The organism is Candidatus Nucleicultrix amoebiphila FS5 (genome assembly GCF_002117145.1).
Lineage (GTDB): Bacteria > Pseudomonadota > Alphaproteobacteria > Caedimonadales > Nucleicultricaceae > Nucleicultrix > Nucleicultrix amoebiphila.
In genome coordinates this window covers 799,430-822,172 of sequence record NZ_CP008743.1, presented here as the reverse complement: position 1 = coordinate 822,172, position 22,743 = coordinate 799,430, and the positions used below count along the sequence as shown (strand labels likewise).

Here is a 22,743-nt window from a genome sequence, read left to right as displayed (position 1 = left end):
TTTAAAGGACTTTATTGGCTCGAAAATTGTCGGTGTAACTTTTTGGGTTTATTGAAGCCTCGTGAGGAGCAACTATCGTATATATCCACCCTTGTTTTTCGACATAAGATTTTGCTTCTTCCAATGTTTTAAATCTAAGAATAACTTGACTGTTATTGTCTTTTGTCGCTGTCCACTGCATCAGTGGCTCAATATATTGCGTAGATTCAGGAAGAAAAGTCACGCGCCAATTTTTTGTCTTAGCTTTTCCAGATTGCATCGCTGTTTTTGTTGGTTTTAATATCATTGCATGGGGCATTTTAGGATACCTCTAAATATTGAATTACGATAAAGTCTCTCTCTCTTTATATATTCTCATCATAACAAAATTCAGTATGCGAGAGAATTTTTAAAATGTATTTTCTAAACGTGCGCCTATTCGTATTGGTTTCACTTTTACAGCAAGACCAGTTTCATCATTTGTTTCAACAAAAACACCACAAAGTGTGCCAGGTCCTTTAGCGGGTGTTAAACGTATATCGTAGATTTTACGCGTAAACCTTAAAGTGGCTCCTTTTTTTTCCATACCAATGACCGAATCATAATCTCCTGTCATTCCAGCATCCGTTTGATAAGCAGTTCCCATGGGAAAAATTTGAGCGTCTGCTGTTGGAATGTGCGTGTGCGTGCCAACGACAAGAGAGACTTTTCCATCTAGAAAATGACCTAAGGCCATTTTTTCACTGTTTGCTTCTCCATGAACATCCACGACGATGGCTCCAATGTTATCTTGCCCAAGGGCAAAAAAGGCCAAGTTATTTTTCAGTGTAGAAAATGGATCATCAAGAGCATCCATAAAAAGACGCGTCATAACGTTGATAACTACTAGGTCTTTTACCCCGTCCTTTTTAAAAACATTTAAGCCACGCCCCGGCGTGCCCTCTGGAAAATTAAGGGGCCGCAACAAACGATCGTCTGTATCAATATAGGTTAAAATTTCCTTTTGATCCCAAACATGATTTCCTGTCGTGATCACGTCTGTACCTACATCATATAGATCATGACAAATTTCTTCTGTGATACCAAAACCGCCAGCGGCATTCTCAGCATTAACAATGATCCAATCTAGGTTGAGGTGCGATTTTAAAAAGGGGAGCTTTTCAAGCGCTATATCACGTCCTGGACGGCCGACAATATCGCCAACAAATAAAATTCTCATTTAAATTTATATATCCTTTCAGGAGTAATAACGGCTTCTAGGACCCTATCATGGGGTTCGAAAGGGATTTTATCAAGCATTTGTATATCAAAGGCAATACCGAGTGTTTTAATATCTTTTTGCTCAAGGAGTGCATTTATAGCTCTATCATAATGTCCTTTTCCATATCCTAAACGATGCCCATTTTTATCAAAAGCCAACAGAGGAACTAAAAGGATATCTGGTTCTAGTCTAGGCTGAATGATACTTGGCTCCAGAATATTGAAAGAATTTAACTCTAATAAATCTCCAGGATTCCATTGGTGAAAAGTAAGATGATGCGTTTTGAGATTAATGCGCGGTAAGCATATCGTGGCATTCTTGTTATGAAGAAGTGTAAGCGTTATTTTGGTGTCCGCTTCTTCATCCTTTGGCCAATACCCCGCAACGACAAGACCATCCACATCTTTTAAATATTTCAGAACCTGTTGACTAATCTGGGTAGCATAATTTGAGCGTTCTTGAAAAGTAAGGGAGTCAATAAAAGCTTTGCGTTCAGCTTTTTTTATTTCGCGAAGACTAGACTTATCGTGCATGAAAACCTTTGAAGAAATTAAAGGGCCGCTGCGACCGTTGGGTAAATTTACATCCGCGCGGTGGCCCTGCTCAGCAGGTGGGCGCCGTATGCCAAAACCCACGAGTCTCGGCGGGGACAGCTCCCTAAGATGTGTTATCGGCCCCCGGGAAAAATTCCAAACGAGAGGCGCAGCCCTAATTATTATTAGATCACTTTTCATGACAATTAGCAATAGGTGATCTATTTTATTATTAAGTACTAAACAAAATACTTGACAATTTATTTGTTGTTAAGTAAATTGATTTACTTAAAAATATTCGGTTAAAAGCTATGGGTTACTTTCCTGTATTCAGCTTTTTATTAGTATTTTTTGTTCACAATATTTTTGCAAGTGAAGATTTATTTGACTTCAAGAGTTCCAATAAAGAGAACCCTTCGACTGAATATCGCGTTTTTGAGAAACCAAAAAAAGAAATTTCAAACTAGCGCTTTAACGAGAGCAGACTCCAAGAACTTAAAAATACAATTAATCCACATACAACATTTGTTCACAATATTTTTGCAAGTGAAGATTTATTTGACTTCAAGAGTTCCAATAAAGAGAACCCTTCGACTGAATATCGCGTTTTTGAGAAACCAAAAAAAGAAATTTCAAACTAGCGCTTTAACGAGAGCAGACTCCAAGAACTTAAAAATACAATTAATCCACATACAACATTTGTTCACAATATTTTTGCAAGTGAAGATTTATTTGACTTCAAGAGTTCCAATAAAGAGAACCCTTCGACTGAATATCGCGTTTTTGAGAAACCAAAAAAAGAAATTTCAAACTAGCGCTTTAACGAGAGCAGACTCCAAGAACTTAAAAATACAATTAATCCACATACAACATTTGTTCACAATATTTTTGCAAGTGAAGATTTATTTGACTTCAAGAGTTCCAATAAAGAGAACCCTTCGACTGAATATCGCGTTTTTGAGAAACCAAAAAAAGAAATTTCAAACTAGCGCTTTAACGAGAGCAGACTCCAAGAACTTAAAAATACAATTAATCCACATACAACAATTGAAGGCGATGTCGGTGTCTCAAAGAAAAAGGACGCGCTGATTCCTAGCATTATAAAGCTGATCCCAAAGAGAGCAGCGCCGATAACCATTTGTTCAGGCGTTTTGGCGTAAAGACGAGCAGTTGCTGCAGGGAAAATAAGCAAGGAAGACATAAGAAGAACCCCAACGATCTTAATACTTAAGGCCACACTAAATGCTAAGAGAAATAAGAAAATACCTTGTATGAAGCGAACATTGATACCATCAACTGCAGCGAGATCTGGGCTGAGAGTGGTTGCAAGAAGTTTATGCCAATAAAGACTTAAAACCGTTAGTGTGAGAATAACGCCAATGACCATTATGACAAGGTCTTGATTTGTGATCGCCAGAATATCTCCAAACAGGTAGTCCATTAAAGTGAGACGCGCTTGTTTATAGAGAAAGATGCTTAATAAGCCGATGGCAAGAGCGCCCTGAGAAATAAGAGCTAGAGTTGTATCTTTGGAGAGAGATTTTTGGTGAAGAACGAGGAGTAGAAGAAGAGCGACAACAAATGAAGATAAGAAAATTCCAAAAACTGGCAAAATACCGATTATCAAGCCAATGACGACTCCTAACAGAGAGGCATGAGAAAGAGTATCACCAAAAAAAGCGAGACGTCGCCATAACACAAGAGACCCCAAAGGACCAGCCATTAGAGCAATCAATCCTCCTGCGATTAAGGCTTTTATTACAAGCATATCCATTAATGATTCTCCTCATGAATATGATCATGTGTATGGTCATGATCATGGGTATAGGGAACCAGACCAGGAGGAACAATTGTTCCAAACAATGCTCTGTATTCAGGCTTTTTTTGCACTTCTAAAGGGTGTCCAGCACAACATATGTGATGGTTCAGGCAAATTACACGATCACTTGCGCTATGAACAAAATGGAGGTCGTGAGAAACGAGTAATATTGTACATCCTCTCTCTTTGCGTAAGTGGGTGATGAGTTGATAGAGCTCGCTTTGTCCTACAACATCAATACCTTGTAAAGGCTCGTCTAGCACAAGGAGCTCTGGGTTCGTCAATAAAGCTTTGGCAAAAAGAACACGCTGAAATTCTCCACCAGATAGGTTGTGAAGGGATGCCGATAATAACGAAGAAGCACCAACTTCTTTAAGAATCTTGATGGCTTGAGACTTTGACGCATTAAGAGTTAAAAAGCGTTCAACTGTGATAGGTAAGCTTGGATCAATTGTGATTTTTTGTGGCATATAGCCAATGCGTAGATTAGGTTTGCGCCAGATAATTCCTTGGCTCGGTTTGAGCAATCCAAGAATAATCCTAAGGAGAGTTGTTTTGCCTGCACCATTAGGACCAATGATTGTGACGAACTCTCTATTTTTAAGTTGAAAGGAAACTTCTTCTAAAAGGCGTCGATTGTTGAGGGTTAAATTAAGCCCTTCAGCTTTTAAAAGTATCATGCGTGAATCACCTTTTTAAGGTGTGCTACTCGAAAAACAATCAATGAATAAAAAATTGCAAAAATTAGACAAGGTAAAAGAAAGAAAGGATGATATCGAAAATCCACATTCTGCATTACAAGAGCTAAGAGTCCTTGTAAGATAAAGATACCGTAATAAAGTAACGCAACTGAAGTGTGACTCCATCCAGAACGAGTTAAAAGCTGGTATAAATGCTCTTTATGGGCTGTCAGGATATTTTCTTTTCTTAAACCACGACGAATGACGGTTAAAGTAGTGTCATAGATATAGATGAAATACAGCACGGGAAATGTCCAAAATGAAATACTGCCAAAATCTGTACGTGTCAAAAGGAGGGCAAAAGAAGCAAAAATAAAACCTAAAAAGAGGCTACCGACATCCCCCATAAAAATGCGTCCAAAGTAAAAATTTAAACAAAGAAATCCCAGAGTAGATGCAATTAAGATTGAAAATATTGGCATTAATAGGTTGTAATGATGGAAGTTTAATATAAGAGCAATAACGGTAAAACTTATAATAGCGACACCCCCTGATAATCCATTAATACCATCCATAAAATTAAAAGCATTTACAAAGCCTACAAGCCATACCAAAGAAAGCAAGACTGAAAGCCAAAGTGGAAGGTTCCATGTAAAAAGAGCATCGGGGGCAATATAAACCCCTGCTGCAATGATGGCCAGAGAGAGCAGGACTTGTAAGGGTAACCTGAAAATCGAAGAGAAATTCTTTAAGTCGTCCATAAACCCAAGGACAGCAAAGAGAGCTGCAGCCCCCATAGTTGTTTGCCATGCAACGAGACTATCTTTAAAAGGTAGTTGGAATTGGCCAAAAAAGGCCGAAATGATAAAAAAAGCTAACACGATGGCTGCCCCTCCGCTGCGTGGCGTTGGGACACTGTGTGAAGATCTATGCCCTGGTTGATCAACAATATTGACACAAATCATCAACAAGGTCAGCACCAAGGAAAGAGAAAAAGCTAAAAGACCTAGGGTCAGTAAGGACACGCGCCCTTCTTCCTTTTATTGTAAGGTGATAATGGCTGGGAGACCTGGATTCGAACCAAGGCTGCCCGGTCCAGAGCCGGGAGTTCTACCGCTAAACTATCTCCCAATATTTAACTTTTTCCCTCTATAACAGGATCTATAAGCTTGGTCTAGAGTTCTGATGAGAAGCAGAGGAAACACTTTTTAAAATAATACATGAAAAGAGTTAATAATATTGACCATTTGTAAATAAATAGATTAAGTGCTATCCATGTTTAAATAGGTAACTTTATACCAAGATAGCGTTTGAAACTGATGAAATATTGTATTGCTTATATAATCTTATCATTCGTCTGTATTCTTTCACAGGCTTTACGCGCTTCAGAAGAATTGCTTCCTTCAGAAAATCAGAAAAAATCGCCCACACAAGTTTCATCAAAGTCTAAGAAAAAAAGTAAGGTTCACTTTGAAGACAGTATCACATGTTTAACTGATAACTTACAAAGACTGACTTTGCAGGATGACGAAAAATACCCTCATACGCGCGATGCTGTTATGAAAATGGATCCGTATTTCCCTCTTTTTGCTAAGTATCAAAAGGGACTATTCACATCAGATCTTATCTATATGATTTTCGATGACTACTTTACGACGCGAGATTTATTAATAGCACAGCGCTGGGCCAAGGCATTTTATCAAATTGCTCGAGCAGTTTTGGAAAAAAGGATTTATGGCAGGATTTTAAAAGATCCTGAGAGGGTTGGACTCTCCACCACCAATCAGTGGGAAAGAGCTTTCTTTAGAGCAAAATTTACTTATGATAATCGTGCTCAATATTCAGTTTGGAAAGTTGCTGCATATGGCTATCTCCTTCAAAAATCTGATAGGCGTTCCGCCAGTCCTCTTTGCATGCGTGTAACAGAAGAATCGCCTCTTGAAGAACAGGTTGAGATTATGCTTACGCAAATGTCTTTTTATGCATCTCATGGACAAAGCCTTGTGCTTTACGATATTTCAAAAAATGTTCCTAAAATGAAACCAGGGCCTGCAAAAACATTGGCTTTGATTCCAATTGATTTTGTTTTCAATTACCTTAGCTTCATGACTTTTGATAGACGTTATGCGAATTTTCTCAAACGTCCTGAGATAGTTAAACTTTTTAATGTCGAAGAGCAGAAAACGATTAATTTGATGATGAAAGCTTTTAATGTATTTTATTTGTCTGAGACTTTAGAAGGATCAGAGGATGAGATTGATCCAGCCTCTTTATATGGTGAGCTTATGGCCATAAAACTGGACAAATACCAACCATTTTATAAAAAAGCCTGGGCGCAATACTGGATGGCAAGATTGCATATGATGGGCGTTGGTACAGTTAGAGAGCCTATCATATGGCGACGAGCTCTTGATAATCTTATCGACTCTCCTAATCTTAATGTTCCCGCAAAATTATGGATTTTGAGGGAGCTTATCACGAACGCCCACATTCAACAGGGTCCTCATGAGGGATGGAAACCAACTGTCAGAGAAGCTTTAAGCTATTGTGATAGAGCTTTAAGTCTGGTGCAGTATGAAAAATATTACCTTTATGACCCTATCGTTTTGGATGCTGATGTCTTTGAAGGACTTAAAAGAAATCTTTTAAAGGCCGTAAAGCATTAATTTATCTATATCTTTAAGAAATAATTATTTTTTTTAATTTTCCCCTTGAAAGAGGGAACTGCAATTCCAATATGATCTTTACGAATGGTTAATATGAATAAAACGAAGAGATAAGAAAGTGGAATTTTAAAGGAGCCCCCTCCCTCCCTGTTAGGCCAGGTTCACCTGAACGATCACATACCTCCTACAACATACCTCCCTCCCTCCGAAACGTGGCCTAACCTCCTTTAAAATAACCACCCCTCCCTACGAGAGCCCTCTTACCTCCCTGGTAAGGGGGCTTTGTTTTTAGATGAAAAGTCGACTTTTTTTCAAATAGGTTATCTTAAGAAAATCTAATAATGCTTATTTCAGAAGGATTAGCATAAAAATAAATTACTTATTGACAAAAAAAACAAAGCGGTGTGTTATCCCTTTATAAAATTTGTCAGATAGAAAAACAGGAGATACTTTGATATGATTATATCGAATAAAATTAGTATTCGTGCAGTATGCAGTGTTTTTGCCATTCAGGTCTCAGCATTTGGATTTATGATTTCAAACGTACAGGCAACAGATATACTTGAAGAGATTATGAAGGCAAAAGGGTTTACTGCTAAACAAGCTAATTTTGCAGTTAAGGGAGTGAACGGAACTCAAGAAAAGGTCTCTTCTGAAGAATTTTCTAGCCGCGTGCAAGCTCTTAAAACTGCAGAGCAAACAGTTCAAGGGAGCGGAGATCAAGTTGTGGATTACCTAAAAGTAAAGCCACACAAAACTATTAAGAAAGCTGTTGAAAAGGCTACGGCCGGCGTTGTTAATAACGATGCTGCAGTTCAAAGGCTCAACGCTGTTGGTTTAGACGTTCGAGACATTAATCTCATTGCTGCGGCAAGGCGTTTGATAACTCTGAATGAACGGGCGGCCTCTGCTGATCAAATTCAAGGTACATCGGCCTTTATCTTAGGAGGACGCGCTGACCCAGAGCTTGCGGACATTGATGGTTGGGTGAATAATCAACTAACCCGCGCTGAACGTATTTTGATTGCAGTGGCAAATTTGGACTCAACAAATCCGGACTTGATTGCTGGCGTTAGACGCCTTGGCGTCCTCGGTCAAAACAATCCTTCTGCGGATCAAATGCAAGGAGCTGCAGCGTTCATTGCTGGCGGTCGTGCTGATCCAGAGCTTGCGGACATTGATGGTTGGGTAAATCATCAAGCAACGCGTGCTGAACGTGTTTTAATTGCAGCAGCTGGTGAAGATTCAACGGATAATGACTTGATTGCCGCAGCTGCCAAAGCTGTTGAGAAGAATATCCAAAATCCAACCCTTGAGGAGCTCCAAGGCGCTGTTCATTTAATGACTGTTCTTAATGAAGGTGATCCATCGGAAAATCGCATTAAAGGAGCTGCAGCGTTCATTACTGGCGGTCGTGCTGATCCAACCCTTGCGGACATTGATGGTTGGGTGAATAATCAACTAACCCGCGCTGAACGTATTTTGATTGCAGTGGCAAATTTGGACTCAACAAATCCGGACTTGATTGCTGGCGTTAGACGCCTTGGCGTCCTCGGTCAAAACAATCCTTCTGCGGATCAAATGCAAGGAGCTGCAGCGTTCATTGCTGGCGGTCGTGCTGATCCAGAGCTTGCGGACATTGATGGTTGGGTAAATCATCAAGCAACGCGTGCTGAACGTATTTTGATCGCCGCAGTTGGTGAAGATTCAACGGATAATGACTTGATTGTGGCTACCACTGCGTTGATTCATTTGAATGAACCAAATATTACTGCCGACAAAATATTCAATGCTGATTATATCTTACGCATTTTGAACGTTGATAGACAGCATCTTACGTTGGTTCAAGTTGAGGCTTCAGAAGCATTTGATGATAAAGGGCTGAGAGACGATCTCACTATTGATCAAATCAATCATTGGGTTGTAGCTGGTGCTCAAGATAGACCTCGCATTGTTAGGGCTGTAAAGGCCTTTGTTGACGGGGGTGTCAAAGATGCTTCGACAAATGAAATCGATCATTGGCTAGGGTTACAGCAAGGCAAAAGAGCAGCTTTTGTTAAGGCCGTTAAACGTGGCAACAGAATGTAATGACAATGGGCTTCTCCCTGCGTGTTAAATCACACGGGAGAAGAATTGAAAGGATGATGTAATTTCCATGAAGAAAAGTAGTTTTAAAGTTTTACTGTTAACAGCGATAACAGCGAGTTCACCGTTAATGGCTGTTAGTTCTCACTTTTACAAACCTGGATTTTATGCAGGGCTGGCGGCAGGACATAGTTATATGCGCTCTGACGTAAAGGAAAGTGTTTTTATTCCTGCTCTCATTAATACGAATGGTAGTGGAACCGCTAAAAAACATGGCGTCGTAGGAGAGATCCTTGGTGGCTATCGTTATTTCTTCGCCAATGGATTCTTAACGGGGCTTGAACTTGGTATGGCAGTGGATAGCAACAGAACGGAAAAGAATTTACAATTGGATGTTCTGCGCGGTCGTTCAACATTAAAGAGTTCTTTTAAATTTATGCCGGCCTTGGTGCTTGGAAAGCAATTCTCAGACAGATGGTTGGGTTTTGTTAAATTGGGAGCGAGCATCAATCGTTTTAAAGGTTCCCATGAAATCTATTTGGCCAATCGTCTTGCTGCCAGTGAAAACTTTAAGGCCACTAAAGCAGGGATAATGATTGGCGTTGGTGTTGAATATGCCTTTAGTGATAAATTTTCAACTGTTGCGACCCTTGGTTATGAAAATTATGGCAATATCAAACAATCATATAAAACGTTTACAGGTCCAGCATTTGATAAGAATAGTGGCGGATTTAAACCATCTTACGTTACAACAAAGGTTGGATTTATTTATAAATTCTAATCTATGAAATTCTCCCATCTCTTTGAGATGAGATTCCTTTGTAAAGCCTCCTAGCTTAAAAGCGCCAGGGGGCTTTTCTATTCCCCTTCCTACGCGAGCCTTTTTACCATAACAGGTGTCCCCCTCTATTTCCTTCAACGGTATCGCATAAAAGGTCTCTGGATGCAGACGGCAAAAAAATAAATTATAAGTTATTCCTTGTAGAACCTCTTTATTAAAGGGTTTTGGAGTGATTAAAATAAAATAATTGCCAAAAAAGTTGACAATCTTCCTCTTTGTGGATATGACTATCGTAATAATAAAAAGACATTTCCATATCCACAGAGAGGTTAGCCATGAAGCAGAGCATCAAAGTCTGTTTATTTTTATGTATGGGCATCTATAGTTTACACGGAGCTGCAGCTGAAGCGTCAGCCTTGGCAGAAGTGCTGCTCAACGGAGTGACAAAGGGCGGGGCAAAAGTTGTTAAGAAGCGACCGGCTGTTCATTCTTCCTCCGTCCCCCTTTTCAAAAACTCCACCGTTAACGTGCAAAGAGGGGGTGGCCTGAAAAAATGGTCACAGGAGTTCAATCAACGTCCTTTGCATGTCACGGGAAATGTCAGACAAGAGTTCATCACGTTAGAAGAAGATGCTGATAAGTATTTTTTCCCACCCGTTTCCTTTGAAGATCCCTTAGGAGATATGGGGTTTAAGAAGCTATTTTCCACCCCTAAGAATACCACGATGATCATCAAGGTTTTGAATGAGCTCCTCAATCTTCAAGGAGATGATCGTATTCGGAATATTAGTTTTCATGATAAGGAATTTATGCCAGATAAAAAAGAAGGGAAACGCGGCATTGTTGATGTTTATTGTCGCGATCACTTGAATCGAGGGTTCGTTGTTGAAATGCAAAAAGACAAAGATTACCATTATCTTAATCGAGCACAAAATTACCTGGCCAAAGCTTATACATCTCAATTTAACCCTGAAAGTACCGACTATGATAAAGGACAACCCTTTTATTTAATTTCTTTTGTGAATCACATATTGTTTCCTAACGAAAAGGGATATTTATCCCGTCATAAAACTGTCCATACAGGGTCTCATCATTGTTATCTGGATAAAATGCAATATGTGTTTGTTGAGTTGCCAAAATTCGACAAAGTGAATGGGCGAATTGAAACGGCGTTGGATGAGTTTCTTTATCTTTTGAAGAATATGAGAAAAATAAGCGCTTATCCTTCTAAGAGTCATGTTTTTGAAGTCTATGAGACCATGGATAAAAAGAATTGGTCAGATGCTGATTTGCGGGTTGCTACAAAAATGAGAGATCTAAGGCGTCTCGATGAAATTAAAGAAGAAGAATATAAGAAGGCCATGGAAGAAGCCGGAGCCGCTGATGAAAAAGCCAGAGCTGCTGATGAAAAAGCCAGAACTGCTGAAGAGAGCTTAAGACAATCTGAGGAAAAATCTAAGGTAGCTGAAGAGAAATCGAAAGTAGCTGAAGAGAAATCGAAAGTGGCTGAGGAAAAATCGAAAGCTGCTGAAGAGAAGCTTAGTCAGATGAATATTGATACGGCTCTTAAACTCATTACCTTTAAGTTAAGTACGCTGCAAATCTCAGAGGCGACAGGTCTTCAAGCTACAGAGATTGAAAAGCTGCGCGTGCACGCAAAGAAATAGGAGAAGAACACCTTAACTATCCACAGAGAGGTTAGCCATGAACAGAGCATCAAAGTCTGTTTATTTTTATGTATGGATGTGTATGTGTGTAAGGAATACAAGTTGAGGGTTATTTTTTGAGTAGATGTTCCTAAAACTCTGACGAATCCTAAATCATATGAAATCTCTTTGATGTTATTTGTAGAGTAAGAAAGGCCTGTGAATGCTTTTTTGTTTACCTAGGCATCAAAGAAAAATAAAAATATAAAAACATAATATTTATTTATGCTTATTGAGAATTGATAGAGTGTTTTTTTATTCTTAGATTAAATATAAGATAATTAATATTTATTCTTCAATGATTAAAATAATAGTGTTCAATTAAAAAATTGATAGATCTCAAATTTTTACTTTCATCTTGTTGAAAAGCATTTTAAAATAAGCGCTATGATAATAAGTACTCAGACTTCTTTACAGAACAAGTCATCTGTATTGCCTTCAGAGCAATACTATGCAGCCATTGATTTAGGAAGTAATACCTGCCGACTTTTGATTGCGAAACGTTCTGGTGATTCATTTTCAACTCAGGAAGTGCATTCAAAAATTGTACGTCTAGCTGAAGGACTGAGCCAGACCAATCGCTTGTCTCCCATGGCGATCCAGCGCACTCTGCAGATTGTAAGTCAGTATGCACGTCGTATTAATCAATATAAACCTATTGAAGTTTATGCTGTGGCTACAGAAGCTTGTCGACAAGCAGAAAATGCAGAATCTTTTATGAATTTGATAGAAACCCAGACAGGAATTAGTTTCTCAGTAATTTCTCAGAAAGAGGAAGCTTTTTACGTAGCAAAAGGGTGTGCAGCGCTCATGCAGGATACTTTTCCTTATACTATATTCTTTGATATTGGCGGCGGAAGTACGGAAGTAATTTGGGCTCGAAAGAAGAGTGATGGCGACGTTCAAGTGATTGATTCAACCTCATTACCCTTTGGGGTTGTTAATATTGCTGAAAATTTTAATGCTAACCTTGCCAGTATCTATCAAACTTTTCAAAGTGAGGTTGCGAATCGTGTTAGTAATTTTGCTCAAAAAAACCACATTTTGAATGAAATTAATCACAAGCGCGTGCAGATGATTAGTACGTCTGGTACAGCAACAACTGTTGCTGCGATTCATTTAGGTTTAAGAGCCTACGATCGGCAGAAAGTTGATCGTACTGTTTTAACTTTTGCGAATATTGAATCAATCACCAAACAGTTGCAACTTATGTCCATTAATGAAAGGGTGCTGCACCCTTGTGTGGGAAATGAACGTGGAGATCTAATTCTGGGAGGAATGGCCATTTTAGGCGGAATTTGTGAGGCTTTACCTGTTGGACAACTGCAAGTTGCTGACCGCGGAGTCAGAGATGGTATTGTCGCTTACATGGCTTATGGTCATAAACCTGCTCCTGATCATCGTTTACATCTTGAAACTAGCGCCGCATGAATCCACAAAAATCTACAACGTCAAAGGGTTCGCGCCCTCTTAAAACACGTGCATTAAAGAAGAAAAATTTGAAAAATTCTTCTAAACAATGGCTGCAAAGACAACTGAATGATCCTTATGTTTTTGAGTCTCAGCGACAAGGTTTACGGTCAAGATCCTCTTTTAAACTTAAACAAATTGATGAAAATTTTAAAATTCTTAAGCCTAATGCGCGTGTAGTTGATTTGGGTGCTGCTCCTGGGGGGTGGTTACAAATAGCCGTTATGAAAACGCAATCCAAAAGTGAAAATCCGTCAGTTATAGGCATTGATCTATTAGAAATTGAACCTCTTAAAGGAACAAAGTTAATTCAAGGAGATTTTCTAGATAAAGCTGTACAAGAGAGCTTGCTCGATATTTTAAAAGGACCTGTGGACGTGGTCTTAAGTGATATGGCTGCAAATACTACAGGTCATGCGACAACGGATCACTTAAGAACTCTTATGCTTGCAGAGGAAGCTCTTCAATTTGCTTTAAATGTATTGAAACCTGGGGGGACATTTGTGAGTAAGTTTTTTCAGGGGGGTGGTGAAAAAGACTTTATGACAACACTGAAAAAACATTTTCGACAGGTAAAATTTTTTAAACCTGATGCTAGTCGTAAAGAGTCTTCCGAAATGTATCTTGTTGCTCAAGGTTTTCGCAAAGAATGACTCCTGCGGCACGACTACAATCTCTTTTAGAGCTTATCCCAATTATTACAGATGGCTCTCGACCCATGGACGAGGCCTTACAAAACTATTTTATTATAAGACGCTTTATGGGATCTCAAGATAGACGTTTCATAAAAGAAAATCTTTACAATATCGCTCGAACCTATGGTCATCATCACTCAGCTTGGAGTCAATTTTCTCAACGTGAATCTATAAATTGTGACCGAGCGGTGCTTTTGTCTTATCTTTGGTCTGTTCAAAAAAAGAGTGAAGAAGATCTATATGGATATTTTACGGGTGAAAAGTACGCACCCCAGCCAATCAGTTCATATGAACTCAGTTTTATAAAATGGCTGCCAACTCAAAAGATATCTGATTGGGATTATTTTAATGTATCTGAGCCCATTTGGAATATTCTTCAGAAGCAATGGACAAAGGAACAAATATCACGTGAACTAGAAGCTTTAGATGGAGAAGCCCCTTTAGATTTGAGGGTGAACTTATCTAAAATCTCTCGTGATCAACTCATTAAATTGCTCTTAAAAGAAAACATTAAAGCTTCTGAAACTCCATTATCGCCAAGTGGTATAAGAATTAACGGTCGTCCGCGACTTCAGGCTTTGACAGCCTATAAGAATGGCTTTTTTGAAATTCAAGACGAAGGTTCTCAGATTTTAAGTCTTATCGTCGGCGCTCAGCCTGGAGAAATTATTGTCGATTATTGCGCAGGAGCCGGCGGAAAGACTTTAGCCATGGCTGATCATATGCAAAACAAAGGGCGAATAATAGCCTTGGATAAGAACTTGCGTCGTTTGGAGAGGGCTAAGGAACGTATTAAAAGGGCAGATGTTAGAATTGTGGAGTTCGTTGCTGAAGGGCTTAAAGAGAAGTGTGAGGCTGTACTTGCCGATGTGCCTTGTTCTGGATCAGGTACTTGGAGAAGGCACCCAGAACTAAAATGGGTGTTTAATCTTAAAAGTTTTGATGAGATAAAAGAAACTCAACAAGCGATCCTTGAAGAAGCGGCTTTTTATGTAAAGCCGGGAGGTCGACTCGTTTATTCAACATGCTCAATTTTTTTTGAGGAGAATCAAGATCAAATAGAGAAGTTTTTAAGAAATCATTCAGATTTTAAGTTGCATCCAATCTGTTTTCCTCCTCTAAAATCTACTTCTTACCTAACGTTAACTCCTTATACTGCAGGGACAGATGGTTTTTTTGCCGCAGTTCTCATAAAAATGCAGTAGGAAGATTGCTGACCCATTTCTTTTAAGAAAGATAAATTTTGGGCTTGGCGGTTGAGGTGCCTTTGATTTATAGATAATTGCAAGATAAACTCTTTCTAAGCGCTCTTAGCTCAGATGGATAGAGCAACAGCCTTCTAAGCTGTGGGTCGCAGGTTCGAATCCTGCAGAGCGCGCCAATTTATCCATATTTTTTTCTCAAAAATGGCTTAAAGTTAAGTAAAAATTAAGATTTTTCATTCTAAACTTTAACTTAAGACGAACTATTTCTGGCCCTTTTTATCAAAGGGATGGTAATAGGTCGAAGAACGGTGTATATATTTTGTGTTAAGCATCGAAATCGATCATAGATAACGACAACAAAACAGGAAGGAATTGAGTATGAGTAGGTACAATTTCAAATCTTGGATGGTTAAGGCTGGTGCTGTTGCTGCCCTCCTTACAACAACCGGATGTGCTGAGTATTACATTGATAAATTAGAGCATGTACAGTCTGATGGCTATCCATTTGCAAAAGCTTTGAAAGCTGAATACGAAGCATATGCAAAAACTGAATCCCGCGTAAATTATGACCAAATCGACGGTTCTGCATTCGCTGTAAAAGGCTTGCAAGCTGCCCATGGTCTAGAAGTATTACCTGAAGATCCTGAGATGTGGGACATTCCAGCTGATAAGCTGCCCATGCTCTTTGAAGCTCGTGAACGCCTTTTGTTTGCAATCCACAAGAGTGGTCGTGTGATTGCTCCTGATCTTGCTGCAAGAGCCCAAGTTTCATACGATTGTTGGGTAAATGAAATGGAAGAAGGCTTCCAACCTAAAGAAATGGGTAAATGCGAAATGGCTTTCAAGCAAAACTTAATTGAGCTTGAAAAGGCTGTTGATCAGCATACACCAACCTTTAGTATAAACTTTGATTATAACAGCCCAGTGTTGCGTAAAGATGCAATGGTTACACTTGATCGTGTAGCAAAAGTTGCCGCAAACATGAGTGACTTTACAATCAAGGTAACAGGTCGCACAGACGTGGTTGGTGGCCGTAAGTTTAACTTAAGACTCTCACAAAAGCGCGCTGAGAACGTTAAGGATGCTCTTATAAAGATGGGTGTTCCTGGTAATCGTATCGAAGCTGTTGGTGCTGGTGAGTTTGGTAAGAAAGAAGTTGAACCAAAGCACAGAAGAGTTGATATTGAAATTTCCTAGTTTCAATACACTGTAAAATTAAGAACGGCGCCTTAGGGCGCCGTTTTTGTTAGGGGATAGAGAATAAAATGAAATCAAAATTAGAGAACTGCATTCATGGCAATGCTCTAGTTTATCAAGGTCGAGGAATTCTTATATTAGGTAGTCCTAGGTCAGGAAAATCTGATTTATCTTTAAGGCTAATTGAACGAGGAGCAATACTTATTGCTGATGACTTGGTCAGGATTGAACAAGAAAATGGATCGTTAGTTGCTTATGCTGATCCAGAGTTTCAAGGGTTACTTGAAGTTTCTGGGGTTGGTTTTATTCGAGTTCAAGGACACTCTAAGGCAATACTGAACTTAGTTCTTGAATTAGGGCAGGAGACAGAAGACAATCGACTTCCAAGGCCGCAAAAATTTATGAGATATGGGGTTGAATTGCCTCAGTTTAATTTTAATCCTTGGATTCCAAGTTGGCATGCGCGTCTTGGTGTCATTTTGGGGAATATAGGCTTAATAGTAAATGATGAGGATTTGTCTCAACCTCTTTTAAAGATGAAGAGTTCACAGTGAAAAAACCGTTTATTTTAGTGAGCATTTTGATCAGTTTTTCAATACTGATATTATTATATTTGGTGAAACGCTTTCCTGATTCTTTAAACTCTCGTGATAACCAAATGAGCTTGGTGTTTTTTGGGATTTTACTGACATATTTTATTTTAAGATTTTCTCAAAATAATGCTCCCATTAAAACGACCCTGCAACAAGGTGTTGTGTGGATCGGGTTCTTCTTTTTAGTGATTGCAGGATATAGTTATTGGCCTCAAATACAGCAATTTTGGCTGCCTGTGGAACAGCAACTTTTGCCTTCTAAAGGGCAACGCTTAGATCATCTTCGAAGCATTAGCTTTCCCTTGAGCAATAATGGTCATTATGTGATTGAAAGTAGGATAGAAGGGACTCCTCTTCGTCTCATGGTTGATACTGGAGCAAGCAAAGTTGTGCTTACTCAAGATGATGCTGAACGTATAGGGATTAATCTGCGTCATCTGACCTTTAATCAGCCCATGCAAACTGCTAATGGACTTGTATTTGGTGCGCCTATTACTTTAAGGGAAATAGAGATCGGACCCATAACAATTGAAAACATTTCAGCGATTGTTTCAGATGTCGGTTTGGAGCAATCTCTGTTAGGAATGAGTTTTTTGGAGAAATTATCTTCTTGGCGTGTAGACGACGGCAAGTTAATCATGGAACAATAAAATTTAATTCGGTGGATATTTGCCTGGATAATCGTATTGTGCTTCATCTTTAGGAGCTTCTGGCAAACCTTTTTTTCCACAGGAAACGAGGCTAACAGCAACCGTAAGTATGAAAAAAATATAGAAACTTTTTCTGATCTTGACCATTTGCAACGGGAATTCTACTTTCTAAGAGTAATTCTTTAATAGTTTGCTAATCATAAAAAAGGAAGTGATTTTTGTCCACGTTTTTCAAGAGTATCCCTGTTCTTTTTACTATAATTTGGGCGTCATCTGGTTTTGCATATCCTAGTCGCTTTGAGCCTATGGAACCTAAGAATATTGAGCCATTTAGTTTTTTTGATGCACATAAAAAAGCTCATACATTAGAAGAGTTTAAGGGGAAGATCGTTATTCTGAGTTATTGGTCTACGCGTTGTTCCCCGTGTATCAAGGAGATGCCGTCCCTTGATCGATTAGCATCAAAATTTCCAGATGTTGTTGTATTGAACTTATGTCGGGATAAGAAAGAATCAACAGATATTCAAAAAGTGTTTGATCAACATAATATTAAGAATTTAAAGGTATGGATTGATTTAGAGCGTTCAGGACCTTTAATTTTTCACTCCACCGGCACACCCACTACTTATGTTATAAGTAAAGAAGGAAAGCTCTTGGGTCGATATGTAGGAGCCGCGGAGTGGGATAGTCAAGCTATGCTTGATTTAGTTGAAACCTATAGAAAAGGTGAATTTCCTGTTCTTCCAAAAAATTTATGGGAACGGTTTTTAATGTTATTTAAAGGATAAAATACAGGATTGAAAATGTCTGAGCATCACACAAAAGTTCTGATCATTGGCTCTGGTCCCGCTGGTTATACAGCAGCAGTTTATGCAGCTCGTGCGAATCTTAAACCAATATTAGTTCAAGGAATACAACCAGGCGGTCAGTTAATGATTACAACGGATGTAGAAAATTATCCTGGATTTGCTGAGGTTATTCAAGGGCCATGGTTAATGGAGCAAATGAAAGTCCAAGCAGCGCATGTTGGGGCAATCCTAATGTCAGATACTATCAAATCAGTCGATTTTTCAAAGCGACCTTTTAAAGTCATTGGTGAGAGTGGTGCTGTATTTATGGCTGAGGCAGTTATTATTGCAACTGGAGCTCAAGCAAAATGGTTAGAAATTCCTTCAGAGAATAAATTCAGAGGATATGGTGTTTCAGGATGTGCTACGTGTGATGGCTTTTTTTATCGGGGTAAAAAAGTAGCGGTTATCGGCGGAGGTAACACGGCAGTTGAAGAAGCTATGTATCTTACGAATCATGCGTCTGAAGTAACTGTAATTCATCGCCGCGCTAAATTTAAGGCTGAAAAAATTCTTCAAGATCGACTTTTCAATAATCCTAAAATTAAAGTTATTTGGAATCATAAGGTTGAAGAGATAGTGGGAACTGAAGAACCTAAAAGTGTTACAGGATTAAAATTAACGAATGTCAGCACAAATGAAGTTCTAGAACTTTTAGTGGATGGTGTATTTATTGCCATCGGACATCGTCCAATGACTGATTTATTCAAAGGTCAGATTACTCTTGATGAGCATGGATACATTGCAGCAAAATTGGGCTGTACTGAAACGAATATTCCTGGTGTTTTTGCTGCTGGAGATGTTCAAGATAAAGTTTATCGTCAAGCAGTAACGGCTGCTGGACAAGGTTGTATGGCTGCTTTAGATGCTGAAAGATTCTTGGCAGCCAAAGGCTAAAATAATTTTCTTTGTTCATTAAGGAGTTATTAAATTTTCCCCCCTAAGGTCTCTTTTAAGCCCTTGTTTTGGAGAGGAAAATGCCTCTCAGTCAACCCTGAGTGATTTATAGTGAAGCAACAGTTATGAGTTCAATCGTTACGAAGGTTTCCGATGGTATAGGTTGGATCACTCTTAGTCGTCCAAAAGCTCTCAATGCTTTAAATTTGCAAATGATACGAGAACTCCATCAAACGCTTGTTGAGTGGGTCGAATTAGATGAAGTTGAGTCTGTCGTTGTTTTGGGCAGTGGTGATCGTGCTTTTTGTGCTGGAGGAGATCTTCGATCCGTCTATGAAGCTCATATAGCAAAAGATCATCATTTTTTTGATGTATTGTTTCGTGAAGAATATACGCTGAATTATATTATTAAAACTTATCCAAAACCTTATCTTGCATTTATTAACGGTATTGCAATGGGGGGTGGATTGGGGCTTTCAGTGAATGGTCAATTTTGTATCGTGAGCGAAAAAGCCCACTTAGCTATGCCAGAAGTGAGTATAGGTTATTTTCCTGATGTGGGAGGAAGTTACTTCCTTAATACAATGCCAGGAAGGATAGGCTATTATTTGGGGCTTACGGGAAGTCACTTTAGCGCTGGTGATGCAGTTTTTACAAACTTATCCTCTTATTACATTCATAGCGAACGTTGGAGCTTGGTATTTGAAACACTAACAAAGCTCGAAAAAAAATCACCTCAAAATATTAGAGTAATGCTAGAAAATTTTACGGAAGACGCACCGCCTTCAAAGTTAAAAGAAAAGCAAGAAGTTATTGATAGGTGTTTTAATAAACCAACATTGGAAGGAATTTTAAAAGCTCTTAAATGTGATTCAGATCTCTTTGCTTTGGAGACGTATAAGCAAATTTTAACAAAATCCCCTTTAAGTATTTGCGTGACATTCGAACAACTGCAACGGTGTAAAGATTTGCCTTTTGATGCCGTGATGCAGGAGGAGTTTCGTTTAAGTCGTTCTTTTGTAAAGGAACATGATTTTTTTGAAGGAATCCGCGCTGCTATCATCGATAAAGATCGGCGACCTCGGTGGCAACCTGCATTGATAGAACAGGTGACGTCATCTATGATTGAGGTCTATTTTCATCATCATGATTTTGAACGCTTACCTATCTAAAATTTATTACCAAGCTGCTTGCACTGTACCTAAGAATTTCTCATCGATGAATTTTCTAACTGTCTCACTTTGATAAATCTTTAAAAAACGAGCAATTTCAGAGCGGGTTTGGTCACCATTTTTTACAACAATAACGTTGATAAATTCTTGGGGGGCATCTTCCTTAAATAAAGCTGTGCGGGGATCCATACCTGATAACACTACCCAGTCAGTATTAATCACAGCCAGCGATACATCTTCTAAGACGCGTGCAAGCTGAGGAGCCTCTACTTCAACAAATTCAAAACTTAGAGGATTGTCAATAATATCTAAAGGTGTTGGGTTAGGTGAAGGTTTCAGCTTAATCAAATTTGCGCTTTCGAGAAGTTTTAAAGCTCTTCCTTCATTGGTAGGATCATTTGGAATAGCTATTTTTTCAGCAGGTTTAATGAAGTGAGAATTTATGCTCGAAAAATTCTTCAATTTTTTTGAATAAAGGCCTAAGGGCATAATGACAGCATTTCCTATAATTTTTAAATCATAGCCACGATTTAGAATTTGTTCTTCTAGAAATGGTCGATGTTGATAAATATTAATATCAAGATCTCCTTGTGCTAGGGCTGCATTGGGCAGATTAAAGTCATTAAATTCAACGATTTGAATCAGAAGTCCCTCAGCAATAGCAAGTCTTTTTACTTCTTCCATAATAATGGCGTGCGGTCCAGCTGTGACTCCTACACGTAATGCTTTTTCTTTTTCAGAGCATCCTCCAAGAATAAGGGCCAACAAGACGAAGCATCGAATAAATTTTAAAAAGCGCATATTTTTCTCCTATTTATGAAGTTTTTGCGACCACCAATTCCCATACGTCTGTACTCCTTGTACAAGCACAATCAAGATAATAACAATGACCGCAAGAACAGTGAGGTCATAGCGCTGATAGCCATAACGAATCGCTAAATCTCCTAGTCCACCACCACCAACGGCACCGGCCATGGCTGAAAAACCTATGAGATTAATGATCACTGTCGTAGCACTACGAATCAAAGTGGGCAAAGATTCAGGCAAAACAATTTTTATTATAATGTGCCTGATATGTGCTCCAAAAGCTTGGCCTGTTTCTATGAGTTCAAGAGGAATAGTTATAAACGCTTCTTCAGCAACGCGCGCTAAAAGAAGTGTGCTCGCAAAGCTTAAGGGAATAATAGAAGCCATAAGACCAATTGAACTACCAACGAGTAATCGAGTGATCGGAATTAAAAGAACAATGAGAATAATATAAGGAATAGATCTGAAGGCATTAATAGTGCTTCCAAATACTCTGTAAATCCATGGACTATCAAAAAGACCTTGAGGGCGAGTGATATAAAGCAAAATAGCTAAAGGGATACCCAATAGCAGACCAATGGCTGTGCTAGTTGTGACCATTAAGAGAGTTTCAAGCAAAGCCTTTAAAATTAATATTACCATGGAATAGCCCCATAGCCTAAAACTTCAACACTTACATTGTTGCTTTTTAAATAGTTTTGAACATTTTTTAATTTCTGTTCGTGATAGGGCATTGCAATCACTAGAACTCCAAATGCTAAGGCTCTAATGTGGTCTAGATTGCCTGCAATGATATTCACAGGAACATCATATTGTTCAATGAGCGTGGCAACTATGGGTTTTTGCGCGGCCTCACCAGAAAACACCAAACGTAAGAAAGCCGTACCATTTGGAATTGGGCTTGATTGTAGTTTTTTTTGTAAATGATGGGGTAAATCTCGGTTCAGAAGATTGCGTAAAAGACTTTTGGTTTGTGATGTTTTTGGTGTGAGAAGGATATCCTCAAGACTTCCTGACTCAATGATCTGTCCACGACTGAGAACAATTACTTCATCGCAGATTTCTCTTATTACGCCCATATCGTGAGTAATCAGCAAAATCGCAATACCTAATTTTTGATTCAATTCCTTGAGCAACTCTAAAATCTCAAGACAAGTTTCTGGGTCTAAGGCCGATGTGAATTCATCGCAAAGAAGCAACTTTACGTTGCTTACCAAAGCGCGAGCAATTGCTACACGTTGTTTCTGACCACCACTAAGCTGACAAGGATAGGCATTTAGCTTATGAGCTAAACCAACTCTTCTAGCGATATGTACGGCCCTTTTATAACGATCAGCTTTGGAGATATTTTGCAGTTCCAGAGGAAAAGCAATATTTTCAATAACTGTGCGGCGTCTTAAAAGATTGAAGTTCTGAAAAATAGTCCCAATTTCTTGTAAAAGCTGGAATTGAGGAGGAGTAGTCAATAGCTGACCATTGATAAAAATTTCCCCCTGATCTGGCGTTTCAAGGCCATTTAGACAACGTAAGAGAGTGCTTTTTCCAGCACCACTTCGTCCAATGATGCCAATAATTTTTCCTTGGGGAACTAAAAAATTTATATCCTTTAAAACTGGATAACCATTAAACGTTTTAAATAAATGAGTGACTTGGATAGAAGAAGGTATTGAGAAAGGAAATCTCCTGATGGATACAATAA

Annotated in this window: 22 protein-coding genes, 2 tRNA genes and 1 other RNA gene; 14 read left to right on the top strand and 11 right to left on the bottom strand. The window is 38.9% G+C overall.

The window, feature by feature from the left end; all coding sequences use genetic code 11:
• Position 1: 1 nt before the first annotated feature.
• The 8 genes from GQ61_RS03990 to GQ61_RS03955 all read right to left on the bottom strand — a co-directional run bounded on the left by GQ61_RS03990 (position 2) and on the right by GQ61_RS03955 (position 5,403).
• A complete protein-coding gene (locus GQ61_RS03990; RefSeq protein WP_085784079.1) occupies positions 2–298 on the bottom strand; it encodes an ETC complex I subunit in 297 nt (98 codons plus the stop codon).
• 90 nt (positions 299–388) lie between these two features.
• Positions 389–1,198 (bottom strand): TIGR00282 family metallophosphoesterase, encoded by an 810-nt coding sequence (locus GQ61_RS03985; protein ID WP_085784078.1) that lies wholly within the window; start codon positions 1,196–1,198, stop codon positions 389–391.
• The gene (locus GQ61_RS03980) at positions 1,195–1,773 is read right to left on the bottom strand and encodes a 5-formyltetrahydrofolate cyclo-ligase (RefSeq protein ID WP_085785057.1); all 579 of its coding nucleotides are present in this window, start codon (positions 1,771–1,773) and stop codon (positions 1,195–1,197) included. The genes GQ61_RS03985 and GQ61_RS03980 overlap by 4 nt, the downstream gene beginning before the upstream one ends.
• A gap of 18 nt (positions 1,774–1,791) precedes the next feature.
• A non-coding RNA gene (gene ssrS / locus GQ61_RS03975) (6S RNA) lies at positions 1,792–1,952 on the bottom strand.
• Between the two features lie 806 nt (positions 1,953–2,758).
• Positions 2,759–3,547, bottom strand: a complete 789-nt coding sequence (locus GQ61_RS03970) for a metal ABC transporter permease (protein WP_085784077.1) — start codon at positions 3,545–3,547, stop codon at positions 2,759–2,761.
• Positions 3,547–4,272 (bottom strand): metal ABC transporter ATP-binding protein, encoded by a 726-nt coding sequence (locus GQ61_RS03965; protein ID WP_085784076.1) that lies wholly within the window; start codon positions 4,270–4,272, stop codon positions 3,547–3,549. The genes GQ61_RS03970 and GQ61_RS03965 overlap by 1 nt, the downstream gene beginning before the upstream one ends.
• Complete coding sequence (locus GQ61_RS03960) at positions 4,269–5,297, bottom strand: glycosyltransferase family 4 protein (RefSeq protein WP_085784075.1); 1,029 nt, start codon at positions 5,295–5,297, stop codon at positions 4,269–4,271. Before GQ61_RS03960 ends, GQ61_RS03965 begins: the two co-directional genes overlap by 4 nt.
• Positions 5,298–5,329: 32 nt before the next feature.
• Positions 5,330–5,403 (bottom strand) — tRNA-Gln (locus GQ61_RS03955).
• A gap of 179 nt (positions 5,404–5,582) precedes the next feature.
• Between GQ61_RS03955 and GQ61_RS03950 the strand changes: the two genes are divergently transcribed.
• From GQ61_RS03950 to GQ61_RS03885, 14 genes are all read left to right on the top strand, one after another.
• Entirely contained in the window at positions 5,583–6,938 is a 1,356-nt protein-coding gene (locus tag GQ61_RS03950; protein ID WP_157111138.1) for a hypothetical protein, read from the top strand.
• 456 nt (positions 6,939–7,394) lie between these two features.
• Positions 7,395–9,026, top strand: coding sequence for a hypothetical protein (locus GQ61_RS03945; protein WP_085784073.1), 1,632 nt, complete (start codon positions 7,395–7,397; stop codon positions 9,024–9,026).
• A gap of 67 nt (positions 9,027–9,093) precedes the next feature.
• A complete protein-coding gene (locus tag GQ61_RS03940; protein ID WP_085784072.1) occupies positions 9,094–9,804 on the top strand; it encodes an outer membrane protein in 711 nt (236 codons plus the stop codon).
• Positions 9,805–10,139: 335 nt separating this feature from the next.
• A complete protein-coding gene (locus GQ61_RS03935; RefSeq protein WP_085784071.1) occupies positions 10,140–11,471 on the top strand; it encodes an Rpn family recombination-promoting nuclease/putative transposase in 1,332 nt (443 codons plus the stop codon).
• Positions 11,472–11,897: 426 nt separating this feature from the next.
• The gene (locus GQ61_RS03930) at positions 11,898–12,941 is read left to right on the top strand and encodes a Ppx/GppA phosphatase family protein (RefSeq protein WP_085784070.1); all 1,044 of its coding nucleotides are present in this window, start codon (positions 11,898–11,900) and stop codon (positions 12,939–12,941) included.
• A 68-nt stretch (positions 12,942–13,009) separates the two neighbouring features.
• Complete coding sequence (locus GQ61_RS03925) at positions 13,010–13,633, top strand: RlmE family RNA methyltransferase (protein ID WP_198157407.1); 624 nt, start codon at positions 13,010–13,012, stop codon at positions 13,631–13,633.
• Positions 13,630–14,880 (top strand): RsmB/NOP family class I SAM-dependent RNA methyltransferase, encoded by a 1,251-nt coding sequence (locus GQ61_RS03920; RefSeq protein WP_085784068.1) that lies wholly within the window; start codon positions 13,630–13,632, stop codon positions 14,878–14,880. Before GQ61_RS03925 ends, GQ61_RS03920 begins: the two co-directional genes overlap by 4 nt.
• Before the next feature lie 99 nt (positions 14,881–14,979).
• Positions 14,980–15,056, top strand: a tRNA-Arg gene (locus tag GQ61_RS03915).
• 202 nt (positions 15,057–15,258) lie between these two features.
• Positions 15,259–16,077: an OmpA family protein gene (locus GQ61_RS03910; RefSeq protein ID WP_085784067.1), complete on the top strand. Its 819-nt coding sequence runs from the start codon at positions 15,259–15,261 to the stop codon at positions 16,075–16,077.
• Positions 16,078–16,145: 68 nt separating this feature from the next.
• The gene (locus tag GQ61_RS03905; protein ID WP_085784066.1) at positions 16,146–16,631 is read left to right on the top strand and encodes an HPr kinase/phosphorylase; all 486 of its coding nucleotides are present in this window, start codon (positions 16,146–16,148) and stop codon (positions 16,629–16,631) included.
• Complete coding sequence (locus GQ61_RS03900; RefSeq protein WP_085784065.1) at positions 16,628–17,320, top strand: retropepsin-like aspartic protease family protein; 693 nt, start codon at positions 16,628–16,630, stop codon at positions 17,318–17,320. The genes GQ61_RS03905 and GQ61_RS03900 overlap by 4 nt, the downstream gene beginning before the upstream one ends.
• A 218-nt stretch (positions 17,321–17,538) precedes the next feature.
• Complete coding sequence (locus GQ61_RS03895; RefSeq protein ID WP_085784064.1) at positions 17,539–18,108, top strand: TlpA family protein disulfide reductase; 570 nt, start codon at positions 17,539–17,541, stop codon at positions 18,106–18,108.
• Positions 18,109–18,123: 15 nt separating this feature from the next.
• Positions 18,124–19,065, top strand: a complete 942-nt coding sequence (trxB, locus tag GQ61_RS03890) for a thioredoxin-disulfide reductase (RefSeq protein ID WP_085784063.1) — start codon at positions 18,124–18,126, stop codon at positions 19,063–19,065.
• A 125-nt stretch (positions 19,066–19,190) separates the two neighbouring features.
• A complete protein-coding gene (locus GQ61_RS03885; protein WP_157111137.1) occupies positions 19,191–20,237 on the top strand; it encodes an enoyl-CoA hydratase/isomerase family protein in 1,047 nt (348 codons plus the stop codon).
• A 6-nt stretch (positions 20,238–20,243) separates the two neighbouring features.
• Here GQ61_RS03885 and GQ61_RS03880 read toward each other — a convergent pair whose 3' ends face one another.
• From GQ61_RS03880 to GQ61_RS03870, 3 genes are read right to left on the bottom strand one after another with little or no spacing between them, the layout of a single operon-like run.
• Positions 20,244–21,038 carry a MetQ/NlpA family ABC transporter substrate-binding protein gene (locus GQ61_RS03880; RefSeq protein ID WP_085784061.1) on the bottom strand — a complete coding sequence of 265 codons (795 nt, stop codon included), beginning with the start codon at positions 21,036–21,038 and terminating at the stop codon, positions 20,244–20,246.
• 9 nt (positions 21,039–21,047) lie between these two features.
• On the bottom strand, positions 21,048–21,686 hold the full coding sequence (locus GQ61_RS03875; protein ID WP_085784060.1) for a methionine ABC transporter permease: 639 nt from the start codon (positions 21,684–21,686) through the stop codon (positions 21,048–21,050).
• Positions 21,680–22,645, bottom strand: coding sequence for a methionine ABC transporter ATP-binding protein (locus tag GQ61_RS03870; RefSeq protein WP_269747291.1), 966 nt, complete (start codon positions 22,643–22,645; stop codon positions 21,680–21,682). Before GQ61_RS03870 ends, GQ61_RS03875 begins: the two co-directional genes overlap by 7 nt.
• Positions 22,646–22,743 lie beyond the last annotated feature (98 nt).

What these genes read in the sequence shown, in the direction of transcription:
- GQ61_RS03990 (WP_085784079.1), bottom strand. Translation starts at nt 298, where the DNA reads ATGCCCCATGCAATGATATTAAAACCAACAAAAACAGCGATGCAATCT.
- GQ61_RS03985 (WP_085784078.1), bottom strand. Translation starts at nt 1,198, where the DNA reads ATGAGAATTTTATTTGTTGGCGATATTGTCGGCCGTCCAGGACGTGAT.
- GQ61_RS03980 (WP_085785057.1), bottom strand. Translation starts at nt 1,773, where the DNA reads ATGCACGATAAGTCTAGTCTTCGCGAAATAAAAAAAGCTGAACGCAAA.
- GQ61_RS03970 (WP_085784077.1), bottom strand. Translation starts at nt 3,547, where the DNA reads ATGGATATGCTTGTAATAAAAGCCTTAATCGCAGGAGGATTGATTGCT.
- GQ61_RS03965 (WP_085784076.1), bottom strand. Translation starts at nt 4,272, where the DNA reads ATGATACTTTTAAAAGCTGAAGGGCTTAATTTAACCCTCAACAATCGA.
- GQ61_RS03945 (WP_085784073.1), top strand. Translation starts at nt 7,395, where the DNA reads ATGATTATATCGAATAAAATTAGTATTCGTGCAGTATGCAGTGTTTTT.
- GQ61_RS03940 (WP_085784072.1), top strand. Translation starts at nt 9,094, where the DNA reads ATGAAGAAAAGTAGTTTTAAAGTTTTACTGTTAACAGCGATAACAGCG.
- GQ61_RS03935 (WP_085784071.1), top strand. Translation starts at nt 10,140, where the DNA reads ATGAAGCAGAGCATCAAAGTCTGTTTATTTTTATGTATGGGCATCTAT.
- GQ61_RS03930 (WP_085784070.1), top strand. Translation starts at nt 11,898, where the DNA reads ATGATAATAAGTACTCAGACTTCTTTACAGAACAAGTCATCTGTATTG.
- GQ61_RS03920 (WP_085784068.1), top strand. Translation starts at nt 13,630, where the DNA reads ATGACTCCTGCGGCACGACTACAATCTCTTTTAGAGCTTATCCCAATT.
- GQ61_RS03910 (WP_085784067.1), top strand. Translation starts at nt 15,259, where the DNA reads ATGAGTAGGTACAATTTCAAATCTTGGATGGTTAAGGCTGGTGCTGTT.
- GQ61_RS03905 (WP_085784066.1), top strand. Translation starts at nt 16,146, where the DNA reads ATGAAATCAAAATTAGAGAACTGCATTCATGGCAATGCTCTAGTTTAT.
- trxB (WP_085784063.1), top strand. Translation starts at nt 18,124, where the DNA reads ATGTCTGAGCATCACACAAAAGTTCTGATCATTGGCTCTGGTCCCGCT.
- GQ61_RS03885 (WP_157111137.1), top strand. Translation starts at nt 19,191, where the DNA reads ATGAGTTCAATCGTTACGAAGGTTTCCGATGGTATAGGTTGGATCACT.
- GQ61_RS03880 (WP_085784061.1), bottom strand. Translation starts at nt 21,038, where the DNA reads ATGCGCTTTTTAAAATTTATTCGATGCTTCGTCTTGTTGGCCCTTATT.
- GQ61_RS03875 (WP_085784060.1), bottom strand. Translation starts at nt 21,686, where the DNA reads ATGGTAATATTAATTTTAAAGGCTTTGCTTGAAACTCTCTTAATGGTC.